The following is a 12265-nucleotide window of genomic DNA, read 5'->3' on the forward strand; positions in this document are numbered from 1 at the left end:
CTCGGCGGGGGTGCGAGGGGCTGAACGGTTTCGACTTCGCGCATCGAATCAAGGGAAGCGTGCCGGTGCAGGCAAGAGACCACCGTAAGCGTCGTTGCAACCAATTAAGCGCCGATTCCAATCAGCGCGACTACGCCCTCGCTGCCTAAGCGACGGTGTGTCTGTCAGACCGGGAGCGCCCTCGGCCCGGACCCTGGCATCAGCTAGAGGGACCCACCCACGGGTTCGGTCGCGGGACCCGTGGGGACATCAAACAGCGACTGGGATCGTCATCTCGGCTTGTTCGCGTGACCGGGAGATCCGAGTAGAGACTTAGCGGACTGCGCACGGAGAAGTCTTGAGGGAATGCCGTAGGACCCGGGTTCAATTCCCGGCAGCTCCACAAGAAAGGCCCGGACCGCGAGGTCCGGGCCTTTTTCGTGCTCGCGCCTGACTCGTGCGCCCATTGTCGACTTGTGGTCGAGTTTCGCCGGTTATCTGGACAACGTGTCGACGCTCGCGGCGTCCTCGGCCGCCCAGCGCCGGCCCGCCAGCACCCCGAGTGCGGTGAATCCGGCCGTCAGCGGCGCCATACGCGCGGCGCAGTGCTCGATGCGATGACGCACAGTTTGCCAGGGCACCGCCCCCGTGCAATTAGGATCGGCGACATGGGGCGAGGGGACAGTTGATGGTCGGCGACAGCGCGCAGTCCGAGGATCAGGCCGGTTCGGGTATCGAGCCGCCGGTCGAACCGCGCATCCGCCGGGCCCTCGGCCTGCTGGAGCGGTTCGCGCCCGCGATCGGCGCCAAGTGGGCCACCGAGCTGTGGTGCACCCCGCCGCAGGTCGACGCCAGCCTGCGGATGCCGCCCGGGGTGCCGCCCAGTGAGCCGATCGAGGCCTTCTGGGACGGGCATCGCATCGCGGGCGAGGCCTGGGGGGAGGGGCCTGCGGTTTACCTGGTGCACGGCTGGGGCGGTTGCCGCGCCCACCTAGGGGTTTTCGTCAAGCCACTGGTCAATGCCGGCCACCGCGTCATCGCCTTCGACCTGCCCGCGCACAACGACTCCGAGACCGGTTCGTTGGCCGAGGGACGCACGCATCTCGTGGAGTGCACCGAGGCGTTCCGCGCCGTCGTTCGCACACACGGGCCCGCCCGTGCGGTGGTCGCGCACTCGCTGGGCGCCAAGGCCGCCGCGTTGGCGCTGGCCCGCGGCACCGAGATCGAGCGCATGGTGTTCCTGGCGCCGATGGGTGACTTCGGGTTCTATCTGGACCTGTTCGCCGAGCGGCACGGATTCGGGCCGCGCATCCGCGATGGTCTGCACCGCCGGCTGAGCAAGCGCATCAAGATGCCGTTGTTCGACACCGATCTCGGGGTCATCGGGTCTAACCTGCAGACCCCGACACCGCTGCTGGTCATTCACGACCCCGATGACCCGGACGCGCCGTACCACTACAGCAAGGCGCTCATCGACGACTGGCCCGACGCGGAACTGGTCACCACCCGCGGTCTCGGTCGGCTGGCGCACTACCGGATTCTGCGGCACCGCGCGGCGATCAACGCCGGCGTCGACTTCATCGGCGCTGCGCAACAATCAGCGGTCTGACCGGCCGACGCACCACCGGCCGGCGCACCGCCGCCCGGCGAACCGCGAACAGGCGCATCAGCCGACGCCGCACCGGGGCGCCCGCCATCGACCCGCAGAGAAAACCGACCAGGAAGACCCGGCGGGTGCGCGTCTGGCTACGCCTGCCGACGGTGTAACCGCCCGCCGCGGCCGCGACGGCGACCACCATGATCAGCGCCAGTGTCCACACCTGCCCAGTCCAACAGCGGCGGGCACCGCAGGGCAATGCTTGTGACCAAACCGAGCCCGTGATCAGACCGAGCCCTGCTGGCGTCGCGCCTTGGCCCGCCGTTTGCCCTCGTGCATGGCGGCGACCCGGGCCACCGGGATGGTGTGGCCCTGCGCGATCAGATCGGTCGGCAATTGCTGCGGCGCGGGCATCTCGGCCGCCCAGGGATCGCGGTCGCCGAGGCGCTCGAGAGCGGTGTGCACGGTGAAATCGGACGGGTGCACCTCGGGCAGCTCCGACCAGGACACCGGAAACGACACCGGGACGCCCGGACGCAGCCGTGGACTGTAGGCGGCCGCGACCGTCGCCCCACCGGAGCGGGTGGCGTCGACGAACACCTTGCCCGCCCGGTCCTCGACGATGAAAGCCGTTGTGGCGATGGACGGGTCGAGGGACTCGGCGCGCGCCGCCAGAGCCCGGGTCGCGGCGGCAACATCGTCGCCGGCCGCGTCCTCGATGAGCGGCACGAAGATGTGCACTCCGCGCGAGCCGCTGGTTTTCACGGCGCCGGTCAAACCCGAATCGGCCAGGGCCTGGCGGACCAGCAGCGCCACCGCCACCACCGCGGCGAAGTCCGCACCGTCGGGTGGGTCGAGGTCCAGAATCAGATGGGTGGGCCGGTAGATGTCGGCGACCAACCCCAGCGCCGCGTGGTACTCGATCGCGCGCTGATTGGCCAGCCACAGCAGCGTGCGCCGGTCATCGCACAGCGCGTAGTGGATCTCGCGGTGGGATGCCGCGGCCCACACCGGGACCGTCTTCACCCAGTCCGGCGTGTACTTGGGGACGTTCTTCTGCATGAACGGTGCCCGGCCGCGCAACACCCGCAGCACCGTCAGCGGCCGACCCGTCAACACGGGCAGAATCCTGTCGGCGACCGCATCCAGGTAGTCCACCAGGTCGCGCTTGGTGACTCCGGCATCGGGCCCGAGCGGCTGATCCAGGTTGGTCAGCTCGACGCCGGCACGCTGCTCGTCCGCGGTCATCACTCCACTCCACCACAGGATCGGGCCCGGGCTCGCGCTCTCGACGAGCGCGTCGAATGAAGCTGTGAGTTTGCTGTCAGTTTGGTCCACGAGTTGTCATGGTTAAACGGGCTACGTAAGTTACGCGCAGTAGCGATTCTGTAACAGTGACGGGGCCATCGGATGAACGCCAGTAATGGCCAGCGATCGAGAATTGCCCGGCTGATCCGCACGCTCGCCGTGCCGATCGTGCTGGCCTGGCTCGCCATCGTGGTGGCCACCAATGTGCTGGTTCCGTCCCTGGAAGAGGTCGGCGAGGCCAACACCGTCGGGCTGAGCGCCCAGGATGCGCCGTCGATGATCGCGATGAAGCGCATCGGCGCCAACTTCGAGGAGTTCGACTCCGATTCCAACGCCATGGTGGTGTTGGAGGGCGACGAGCCCCTCGGTGACGAGGCGCACCGCTACTACGACGGTCTGATCGACAGGTTCGAGTCCGACCCGGCCCACATCCAGCACGTGGCCGACTTCTGGGGTGACACCCTGACCGCGGCGGGCGCGCAGAGCGCCGACGGCAAGTCCGCCTACGTCCAGCTCTACCTGCACGGCAATCAGGGCCAGACGCTGGCCAACGAATCGGTGGCCGCCGTCCGCGATATCGTCGCGCAGAATCCGCCGCCGCCGGGCCTGCACGTCTTCGTCACCGGTGGCGCACCGCTGATCTCGGATCAGCACCACGCCGGGGACAAGAGCATCTTCCTGGTCACGATGATCACCCTCGGGGTCATCCTGGCGATGCTGCTGATCGTGTACCGGTCCATCGGCACCACCATCCTGATCCTGCTGATGGTGTTCGTCGAACTCGGCGCCGCCCGCGGCATCGTGGCGTTTCTGGCGAACTCCGGGCTCATCGGGCTGTCGACCTTCGCGGTGAACCTGTTGACGCTCATGGTCATCGCCGCGGGCACGGACTATGCGATCTTCGCCGTCGGGCGCTATCAGGAGGCACGCGGCACCGGTGAGGACCGAGAGCCCGCCTACTACAGCATGTTCGGCGGGACCGCGCATGTGGTGCTGGGCTCCGGGCTGACCATCGCCGGAGCCATGCTGTGCCTTTCGTTCACCCGGTTGCCCTATTTCCAGACCATGGGTGTGCCCTGTGCGATCGGCACTCTGGTGGCGGTGCTCGCGGCGTTGACGCTGGGGCCCGCGGTCATCACGATCGGCAGCCGGTTCGGGCGTTTCGAGCCCAAACGGGCCATCCGGTCGCGGGGGTGGCGGCGCATCGGGGTGACGGTGGTGCGCTGGCCAGGACCGGTCTTGGTGGCGACGTTGGCGTTGGCGCTGATCGGTCTGGTCACCCTGCCCGGCTACAAGACCAACTACGATGCCCGCCGCTACCTGCCCACCGATCTGACGGCCAACGTCGGATATGCCGCCGCCGAACGCCATTTCGGTGCCGCCCGGATGAACCCCGAACTGCTGATGGTGGAGAGCGACCGGGACCTGCGCAACCCGGCGGACTTCCTGGTCATCAACAAGATCGCCAAGTCGATCCTGGCCGTGCCCGGCGTCGCGCGGGTGCAGACCATCACCCGGCCCAACGGGAAACCCATCGAGCACACCACGATCCCGTTCATGCTCAGCCAGCAGGGCGCCACCCAGACCATGAACGAGAAGTACCGCGAGGACCAGTTCGCGGACATGCTGCGCCAGGCCGACGATATGCAGACCAATATCGAGACGATGGAGCAGATGGCGGCCGTCACCCAACAGATGGCCGATGTCACCCATTCGATGGTCGAGAAGACCGAGAACCTGACCGCCGATACGGCCGATCTGCGCGACTACATCGCCAACTTCGACGATTTCATGCGTCCGCTGCGCAACTACTTCTACTGGGAGCCGCACTGTTACGACATCCCGGCCTGCTATGCGCTGCGCTCGGTGTTCGACACGCTCGACGGAATCGACGTGCTGACAACCGATATCGAGACCGTACTCCCGGACCTGCAGCATCTGGACACCCTGATGCCGCAGTTGGCCGAGATCATGCCGCAGAACATCGAGGTGCTCAAGAGCACCCGAGAGTCGATGCTGCTGATGTACCAGACCCAGAAGGGTATGCAGGACCAGGGTTCGGCCATGCAGGAGAATTCGAGCGCGATGGGGGAGGCGTTCGACGATGCCCGCAACGACGACACGTTCTACCTGCCGCCGGAGGCCTTCGACAACGAGGACTTCAAACGCGGGATGGACAACTTCATCTCACCGGACGGAAAGTCGGTGCGGTTCATCATCAGTCACGACGGTGATCCGGCCACCCCGGAGGGCATCGCCCACGTCGACCCGATCAAACAGGCCGCCCGCGAGGCCATCAAGGGCACGCCGTTGGAGGGATCGAAGGTGTTCCTCGCCGGTACCGCGGCCACCTACAAGGACATGCACGACGGCGCGCAGTGGGATCTGGTGATCGCCGGAATCGCGGCGTCTGCACTGATTTTCGTGATCATGCTGCTGATCACCCGCAGCCTGGTGGCGGCGGCCGTCATCGTCGGCACGGTGCTGTTGTCCCTCGGGGCATCCTTCGGCATGTCGGTGCTGCTGTGGCAGCACGTGCTCGGCCTCGAACTGCACTGGATGGTGCTGCCGATGTCGGTGATCCTGCTGCTCGCCGTCGGCTCGGATTACAACCTGCTGTTGGTGAGCCGGTTCAAGGAGGAACTGCACGGTGGGCTGAAGACCGGCATCATCCGCGCGATGGCGGGCACCGGTTCGGTGGTCACCTCGGCCGGCCTGGTGTTCGCGTTCACCATGGCCTCGTTCGCGTTCAGCGACCTCACGGTGATGGCCCAGGTCGGTACGACCATCGCGCTGGGGCTGTTGTTCGACACCCTGGTGGTGCGCTCGTTCATGACGCCCGCGGTGGCCGCGCTGCTGGGCCGCTGGTTCTGGTGGCCCAAGATCATCCGGTCGGAGGCCTCCCGTCGCCGGCTGGCCGACAGCGGCGTCAGCGTCTGACGATTCCCGCTCAGCAGGGCCGAGCCCGTACGCTACCTCAGTGAACGCGATCGACCCCGACAAGCTGGCCACCTGCCTGCAGGTGCTCGCCGACGTCGAGGGATTACCCCCTGAGCACCCCGATGCCGTGGCCGTGCGCCGCGCCACCGCGGGGATCTTCAAATCGGTGCGCAAGGCCCGTCGGGCCGCCAAACGCGACGAGGTGGCCGCCGCCGACCGCGCCGTCATCGCCGCGACCGCCACTGGGGCGCCAGGGCGCATCGACGACGAGACCGCCGGTCTGCCGCTGGTCTCTGCCACCGCCGGCGCCTCGGCGGGCACCCTGCTCAAGAGCCGGGCCTGCTACGTCTGCAAGAAGCATCACACCGTCGTCGATGCCTTCTACCACCAGCTCTGCCCCGAGTGCGCGGCGTTCAACCACGCCAAGCGCGATGCCCGCACCGATCTGACCGGACGGCGGGCCCTGCTCACCGGGGGGCGCGCCAAGATCGGCATGTACATCGCGCTGCGGCTGCTGCGAGACGGGGCGCACACCACCATCACCACCCGCTTCCCCAACGACGCGGTGCGCCGTTTCGCGGCGATGGAGGACAGCGCGGACTGGCTGCACCGGCTGCGGGTCGTCGGTATCGACCTGCGTGACCCGGCCCAGGTCGTCGCGCTGGCCGATACCGTCGCCGCCGCCGGGCCGCTCGACATCCTGATCAACAATGCCGCCCAGACCGTGCGCCGCTCGCCGGGCTCGTACTCGGCGCTGGTCGAGGCCGAGCGCACCCCGCCGCCGGAACTGGTCTCCAAACTGGTCGACGTCATCTCCTTCGACCGGGTCAGCGACGCGCACCCGGCGGCCCTGACCGGCAGCCTGGGCGAGCACCAGACCCCGCACGCGTTGACCCAGCTCGCGTTGGCCGCCCGCAGCGCCTCCCCGGAGCGCATCGCCGCGGGCACCGCCATCGACGCCGGCGGGTTGCTGCCGGATACCGCGTCGGTGAACAGCTGGACCCAGCATGTCGACGAGATCGACGCGATGGAACTGCTCGAGGTGCAGCTGTGCAACCAGACCGCACCGTTCATCCTGGTCAGCCGGTTGCGCCCGGCGATGGCCGCGGCCGCGGCGCGGCGCAAGTACGTCGTCAACGTCTCGGCGATGGAGGGTCAGTTCGGCCGCAAGTACAAGGGGCCGGGCCACCCGCACACCAATATGGCCAAGGCCGCGCTGAACATGCTCACCCGCACCAGCGCCGCCGAGATGCTGGAGACCGACGGCATCCTGATGACCGCGGTCGATACCGGCTGGATCACCGACGAGCGCCCGCATCCGACCAAGCTCCGGCTGGCCGAGGAGGGCTTCCACGCCCCGCTCGACCTGGTCGACGGTGCCGCCCGGGTGTATGACCCGATCGTGCGGGGCGAGGCCGGCGAGGATCTCCACGGTTGCTTCCTCAAGGATTACGCCAAAGCCGATTGGTGACTCAGATCTGCAGTTTCCCGCCGTGCACCGCCAGTTCGGCCCCGGTCATATAGCTGCTCTGGTCCGTAGCCAAAAACAGGACGGCTGAGGCGATTTCGTCGACATGGCCGAGTCGGTGCAGCACCACACCGGCGGCCAGACCGTCCAACAGCGCCTTCTCCTGCTCGGCGTCGCCGGCCAATCCGGTCAGGCCGGGTGTCTCGATGGGGCCGGGGACGATGGTGTTGACCCGGATGTTGCGGTCGGCCAGTTCGGCGGCCCAGGTGCGTCCCAGGGAGCGGATGGCCGCCTTGGACGCCGCGTAGAGGCCGAAGCTGGGGGTCGCCTCGGTGGCGGCCGTCGATCCGGTCAGGATGACCGATGCGCCGTCGTTGAGCAGGGGGAGCATCTTCTGCACGGTGAACACCGTGCCGGCGACATTGCGATCGAAGTTGTCGCGGTAGTGCTGTTCGGTCACCTCGGCCAGCGTTGCGAAGTCGCCACCACCGGCGTTGGCGTAGAGAACGTCCAGTCCGCGTCCGGCCGCCGTGATCTCTTCGGCGAGAACCTCCAGGTCGGCGACCTTGCTGATATCGCCCTGCACCGCGTGGGCGCGCGGGCCGATGGCGGCGACGGCCTCGTCGAGGCGGGTGCGATCGCGTCCGGTGATGAAGACTTCGGCGCCCTCGGCGGCGAACCGCCTGGCACCGGCCAGGCCGATGCCGGAGGTGCCGCCGGTTACCAGCGCTGTCTTGCCGTCGAGCTGTCCCATGATCGTTCCTTTCGTCGAAGTGCTACGACGATCAGAACGTTACGTGACGTATCACCTATTCCGAGGGTGGTCCTGTCAACACCGTCCACAGGTCGGTGATGCGCTCGTCGGCGATCAGGGCGACGTCGAATCCGGTCATCACCGCGACATCGTCTTCATCGCGGCGCACCTCCCAGGCCAGGAAGCCGAAGCCGCGGGTCTGGCGGACCGTTCCGGCCGCCGTGAAGTGCATACCGGTCAGGCCCGCTTGTAGTTGAGCCGCTTTGTCATTGAGGGCGTCATGCCCGGTGACGAGGCCCTCGTCATCGGTCCATCGGACTTCGTCGGCGTAGGTGGCGGCAATGGCGTCGGCGCGTGTCTGCGGGTCCCGTTCGTTGAAGACGGCGAGCAGGTTCGCCTGCATCAGGTCGGTGACGATATCGCTCATCGGAGCCTCCTCATTGGGTGATAAATCACCATTCTAAGGTGGTGAGGGCGGCAGCGAGCTGTTCAGATTGAGATTGACGTGGATGTGTTCCAGGGCGGTGGTGAACGACGTCAGCAGGGGGGCGGGCAGAGCGTCGAAGAACAGCCGGCGCACCAGGTCGACATGCGCGGGCGCGGCCTCCTCGATGGCCGCCCGGCCTTGGGCGGTCAGCACCACGTTCGTGGTCCGGGCATCCTCGGTGCCGGTTTCGCGCCGGGTCAATCCGCGTTGTTCCATCCGACGCAACTGATGGGACACCCGGCTGCGCTCCCAGCCGATATGGGCGGCCAGATCGCCCACCCGCATACCGTCCTCGGAAGCGCCGCTCAGGGCCACCAGCACGTGGTAATCCGACAGCGACAGCCCGGAATCGGCCTGCAGCTGCCGATTCATCTCGTAGTCCATCCGCAGCTGGACACGCATGAAGGCGACCCAGGCGCGCTGCTGTTCCGGGGTCAGCCATGCCGAACGGCCGTTTCGTGATGTGTCCCGCTTCGTCGCCACGCCGCCGAGTATGCCGCCCCAGCGCACGGTTCGGCGGTATCCCGTACGCGCAGCGTTTGCTCGCCCATGTTTCAGTTACAAGATCAACGGGCAACATGGTGTGATGTCTGAAAACCGCGCCAAGTTAAGCGCGGCCGATGCGTTTGCCCCCGACGAGATCGCGTTGCGTCCGCGAAACGTCCAGTTCGACTGGTCGACGCCTCCGCTGCACTGGATACCCGGCGATCCGTACGCCTCGCACTCGGCCACCGCACTGAACCTGTTGTTGCCGGTCGCCGAGCGCTGGTTCAGCAAACTGCTGGCCGACGCGCTGGAGTATGTCCGCGATGACCACCTGCGTGAGGAGATCATCGGCTTCATCGGCCAGGAAGCCGTGCACGCCAAGACCCACGACGAGGTGCTCGTCGAATACCTGCGCCGGCACGGGATCGATCCGGAACCTTTCCTGGTTCAGCTGGAGTGGGTCGTCTCGCAGTACGACCAGCGGCTGGCCCGCGCCAGTGCGGCCGACAGGCGCAAGGCGATCGCCTCGGGAACGCACGCCCTGAGCGCGGCCGAACACTTCACCGGTGTACTCGGGTCGTGGGCGCTGAACAACAACTGGGATGAGCTCGACGTCGATCCGATCCTGTCCGATCTCTACCGCTGGCACGGCGCCGAAGAGGTCGAGCACCGCCATGTGTCCTACAACGTGGCCAAGTACTTCGGCATGGACTACATCGCGCAGGCAGCGGCCGGACTGATGGTCAGTGCGGCGTTGCCGATCGTATTGCTGCGCGGTCTGAAGTTCATCGTGCGGGCCGACCCGTCGCTGCCGAATCTCGGCTATGCGCGCATCATCTGGAAACTGCGTAAGTCCGCCAAGGCCGGGGCCGTCCCGGGTCTGGGCTTCTGGGTGCGATCGGGTCTGACCTTGCTCAAGCGCGACTACAACCCGGCCGACGAGGGCAGCACGGCGCAAGCCGTGGCCTATCTGGCCAGTTCCCCGGCAGCGCGCACCTTTTCATGAGCCGAGTGTCGCGGCTGCTGCGACCGTACAGTGGCGAACCGCCGGCGGGTCTGTACCGACCTGCCTCGGATCGGTTGATCCGTATCGCCGGGGCGGCGGTGCCGCACTTCCTCTCGGTGGTGATGCGGCTGACCGCTGATGAGGATCTGCCCGAGCTGCCGGCGGCGGTGAACCGCCGGACCATGCGGGTGGCCGCACGCGATATCGTCGCCCGCGATCCCGAGGTGGTGGCGCTGACTCTGGCCTCCGCCGACGGTGAGCCGCTGCGCGGGTGGCACGCCGGAGCCCATATCGACGTGTACCTGCCGTCGGGACGGACCAGGCAGTACTCGCTGTGCGGCGACCCCGATCGGGTGGATGAGTACCGGATCGCGGTGCGGCACAACGCCGACGGTCTCGGAGGATCGTCGGAAGTACACCAGCTGACGGTGGGGCAGGAGCTGGAGGTCAGCGTCCCGCGCAACGCCTTCCTGATGCCGTTGCCCGGTTCCGGATCGAGGGCCGCGCGGCTGCGTTTCGTCGCCGGCGGCATCGGCATCACCCCGATCCTGCCGATGGTCCGGTTGGCCGAGCAGCAGGGGGTGCCGTGGACGCTGCGCTACACCGGGCGATCTCTGGACAGTCTGCCCTTCCGCGATGAGCTGTCCGCGTACGGCGACAAAGTGGTGGTGCGCACCGATGATGCCGGATTGCCCACTGCTGCTGAACTTCTCGACGGCGTGGACAGGTCGACCGCGGTCTACGCCTGCGGCCCACCGCCGATGATGGAGATGGTCGGGCTTGCCTTGCCGATCGGCACCGAACTGCATGTCGAACGGTTCTCCCCGTTGCCGGTGGTGGACGGGGCGCCGTTCGAGTTGGCGCTGCGCAGCGGAGAAGTTGTTGCGGTGTCGGCGAATCAGAGCACGCTGGCCGCGCTGCGGCAGACGCGCCCCGATGTCGGTTACTCATGCCAACAGGGCTTCTGCGGGACCTGCGTGCAGCGGGTCACGTCCGGCGAGGTGGAGCACCGCGACGTGATTCTCACCGAGGCTCAGCGGGCGGCCGGCGACATGCTGGTCTGTGTGTCGCGGGCACGGTTCGCCGGTGAGCGGTTGACGCTGGACCTGTAGCTACGGCGTGAGTTCTGTGCCCGCGGTCAGCAACACCAGCAGGAGGTCGCGGGCGTCGGCGTTATCGGGCTCGTCGAACAGCCGGTCGCAGGCCTTCTGCACCATCCGCTGCCAGTTATCGTGGGGCACAACGCCGTGGTGGTCGTCGATGCCGAGGATCGTGCGCAGCTGATCGAACGCCTCCGTGTTGTGCGGATCGCGGTACAGAGCATCGCATATCGACTGGATCTGCTCGCGCAGAGCGGAATTCATGTCCAACTCTGGATTGGATTTGCCGAGTCGCCCCCGGCGCGAGCAATTGCCTGCTGATGAACCATGTCTTCGGATACGTCCGAATCGCCCCCGCGATGAACCATACGTGCATATTGCAGTACCCCACGCTGATATGGCAAGACTGGACACTTGTATGGTTTAGCCACACTGCTGTATTGTCGGACGGTGGCAGGCACCGTTTTTCTTCGTCCGTCCGCCCCGGTTGAGCCATCCACCCGGGAGCGCATCATCAGCGCTGCCGTGAAATCGTTTGCCCAGCACGGTGTTTCGAGTACGCCATTGCGGACTGTTGCTGATTCGGCGGGTGTCAGCGTCGGGCTGGTTCAGCATTACTTCGGCAATAAGGCCGGGCTGATCTCGGCGGTCGACGAACACGTGCTGAAGGTGTTCGGCGAGGTTCTCGAGGCTGATCCGCTCCCAGAACCGCCCGGTGAGCAATCCGAGGCGCTGCGCGGGCGATTCGCGGAGCTTTTCCACAAGTATCCCGACGTCACCGACTACGTCGCACATGCACTGAGCCAGGGTGACGAGATCGGCAATGTCATCTTCGACGGGCTGTTGCAGATCAGCGTCGCCCAGGGCGAGGGGTTCTCTGCCCAGGGTCTCGTCCGGCCCGACCTCGACTCCATCTGGGGTGCCATCAACCCGCTGATCCTGCGGGTCGGTGCCATGATCCTGCGCAACCACATCGAGCGGCACATTCCGGCCCCGTTCTACACGCCCGAGCAGCTGCTGCGCTGGGACAAAGCGGTCGCCTCGTTGATTCGCCGGGGGCAGTTCATCCCGGGCGTGTCGGACTAGGCGCGGCCGGGCCGGTCAGCGTTCGAGGGGTACGCACGGGCCGGCATTCGACGC

At 67.0% G+C, this 12265-nt stretch carries 13 protein-coding genes and 1 other RNA gene; 7 read left to right on the forward strand and 7 right to left on the reverse strand.

The features are described 5' to 3' along the window. Positions 1 to 16 precede the first annotated feature (16 nt). Positions 17 to 385, forward strand: a transfer-messenger RNA (tmRNA) gene (gene ssrA, locus FBY28_RS21350). An 88-nt stretch (positions 386 to 473) separates the two neighbouring features. Here ssrA and FBY28_RS26265 read toward each other — a convergent pair. Beyond that, complete coding sequence (locus FBY28_RS26265; protein WP_286178343.1) at positions 474 to 605, reverse strand: hypothetical protein; 132 nt, start codon at positions 603 to 605, stop codon at positions 474 to 476. Between the two features lie 62 nt (positions 606 to 667). Here FBY28_RS26265 and FBY28_RS21355 point away from each other — a divergent pair, with 62 nt between their 5' ends. Beyond that, positions 668 to 1588 carry an alpha/beta fold hydrolase gene (locus FBY28_RS21355; protein WP_141869263.1) on the forward strand — a complete coding sequence of 307 codons (921 nt, stop codon included), beginning with the start codon at positions 668 to 670 and terminating at the stop codon, positions 1586 to 1588. Here FBY28_RS21355 and FBY28_RS21360 read toward each other — a convergent pair. Next, positions 1557 to 1799, reverse strand: a complete 243-nt coding sequence (locus tag FBY28_RS21360; RefSeq protein ID WP_141869264.1) for a hypothetical protein — start codon at positions 1797 to 1799, stop codon at positions 1557 to 1559. The two genes, FBY28_RS21355 and FBY28_RS21360, sit on opposite strands and share 32 nt — an antisense overlap. Before the next feature lie 62 nt (positions 1800 to 1861). Then, complete coding sequence (locus FBY28_RS21365) at positions 1862 to 2824, reverse strand: DNA polymerase domain-containing protein (protein WP_141869265.1); 963 nt, start codon at positions 2822 to 2824, stop codon at positions 1862 to 1864. A gap of 162 nt (positions 2825 to 2986) precedes the next feature. Between FBY28_RS21365 and FBY28_RS21370 the strand changes: the two genes are divergently transcribed. After that, positions 2987 to 5824 carry an MMPL/RND family transporter gene (locus FBY28_RS21370; protein WP_141869266.1) on the forward strand — a complete coding sequence of 946 codons (2838 nt, stop codon included), beginning with the start codon at positions 2987 to 2989 and terminating at the stop codon, positions 5822 to 5824. Positions 5825 to 5864: 40 nt separating this feature from the next. After that, positions 5865 to 7295: an SDR family NAD(P)-dependent oxidoreductase gene (locus FBY28_RS21375; RefSeq protein ID WP_141869267.1), complete on the forward strand. Its 1431-nt coding sequence runs from the start codon at positions 5865 to 5867 to the stop codon at positions 7293 to 7295. 1 nt (position 7296) lies between these two features. Here FBY28_RS21375 and FBY28_RS21380 read toward each other — a convergent pair whose 3' ends face one another. Genes FBY28_RS21380 through FBY28_RS21390 form a run of 3 tightly spaced genes read right to left on the reverse strand, consistent with a single transcriptional unit; the run spans position 7297 to position 9016 of the window. Further along, a complete protein-coding gene (locus FBY28_RS21380) occupies positions 7297 to 8046 on the reverse strand; it encodes an SDR family oxidoreductase (RefSeq protein ID WP_141869268.1) in 750 nt (249 codons plus the stop codon). A 55-nt stretch (positions 8047 to 8101) separates the two neighbouring features. Continuing rightward, positions 8102 to 8473, reverse strand: a complete 372-nt coding sequence (locus tag FBY28_RS21385; RefSeq protein WP_216847878.1) for a nuclear transport factor 2 family protein — start codon at positions 8471 to 8473, stop codon at positions 8102 to 8104. Positions 8474 to 8506: 33 nt separating this feature from the next. Next, positions 8507 to 9016: a MarR family winged helix-turn-helix transcriptional regulator gene (locus tag FBY28_RS21390; RefSeq protein WP_216847879.1), complete on the reverse strand. Its 510-nt coding sequence runs from the start codon at positions 9014 to 9016 to the stop codon at positions 8507 to 8509. 103 nt (positions 9017 to 9119) lie between these two features. Here FBY28_RS21390 and FBY28_RS21395 point away from each other — a divergent pair, with 103 nt between their 5' ends. Together FBY28_RS21395 and FBY28_RS21400 are read left to right on the forward strand one after the other, a co-directional pair. After that, the gene (locus FBY28_RS21395) at positions 9120 to 10025 is read left to right on the forward strand and encodes a metal-dependent hydrolase (protein ID WP_216847880.1); all 906 of its coding nucleotides are present in this window, start codon (positions 9120 to 9122) and stop codon (positions 10023 to 10025) included. Then, on the forward strand, positions 10022 to 11137 hold the full coding sequence (locus FBY28_RS21400) for a PDR/VanB family oxidoreductase (protein ID WP_216847881.1): 1116 nt from the start codon (positions 10022 to 10024) through the stop codon (positions 11135 to 11137). The genes FBY28_RS21395 and FBY28_RS21400 overlap by 4 nt, the downstream gene beginning before the upstream one ends. Here FBY28_RS21400 and FBY28_RS21405 read toward each other — a convergent pair whose 3' ends face one another. After that, complete coding sequence (locus FBY28_RS21405) at positions 11138 to 11389, reverse strand: hypothetical protein (protein ID WP_141869271.1); 252 nt, start codon at positions 11387 to 11389, stop codon at positions 11138 to 11140. A 186-nt stretch (positions 11390 to 11575) separates the two neighbouring features. Here FBY28_RS21405 and FBY28_RS21410 point away from each other — a divergent pair, with 186 nt between their 5' ends. Beyond that, positions 11576 to 12211, forward strand: a complete 636-nt coding sequence (locus FBY28_RS21410; protein WP_141869272.1) for a TetR/AcrR family transcriptional regulator — start codon at positions 11576 to 11578, stop codon at positions 12209 to 12211. The last annotated feature ends 54 nt before the right edge of the window (positions 12212 to 12265 follow it).

This window comes from Arthrobacter sp. SLBN-53 (assembly GCF_006715585.1).
GTDB classification, from domain to species: domain Bacteria; phylum Actinomycetota; class Actinomycetes; order Mycobacteriales; family Mycobacteriaceae; genus Mycobacterium; species Mycobacterium neoaurum_A.

Excerpts from the sequence above, each read along its gene's own strand:
- FBY28_RS21380 (WP_141869268.1), bottom strand. The coding sequence starts at position 8,046 with ATGGGACAGCTCGACGGCAAGACAGCGCTGGTAACCGGCGGCACCTCC.
- FBY28_RS21395 (WP_216847880.1), top strand. The coding sequence starts at position 9,120 with ATGTCTGAAAACCGCGCCAAGTTAAGCGCGGCCGATGCGTTTGCCCCC.
- FBY28_RS21370 (WP_141869266.1), top strand. The coding sequence starts at position 2,987 with ATGAACGCCAGTAATGGCCAGCGATCGAGAATTGCCCGGCTGATCCGC.
- FBY28_RS21400 (WP_216847881.1), top strand. The coding sequence starts at position 10,022 with ATGAGCCGAGTGTCGCGGCTGCTGCGACCGTACAGTGGCGAACCGCCG.
- FBY28_RS21355 (WP_141869263.1), top strand. The coding sequence starts at position 668 with ATGGTCGGCGACAGCGCGCAGTCCGAGGATCAGGCCGGTTCGGGTATC.
- FBY28_RS21365 (WP_141869265.1), bottom strand. The coding sequence starts at position 2,824 with ATGACCGCGGACGAGCAGCGTGCCGGCGTCGAGCTGACCAACCTGGAT.
- FBY28_RS21405 (WP_141869271.1), bottom strand. The coding sequence starts at position 11,389 with ATGAATTCCGCTCTGCGCGAGCAGATCCAGTCGATATGCGATGCTCTG.
- FBY28_RS21385 (WP_216847878.1), bottom strand. The coding sequence starts at position 8,473 with ATGAGCGATATCGTCACCGACCTGATGCAGGCGAACCTGCTCGCCGTC.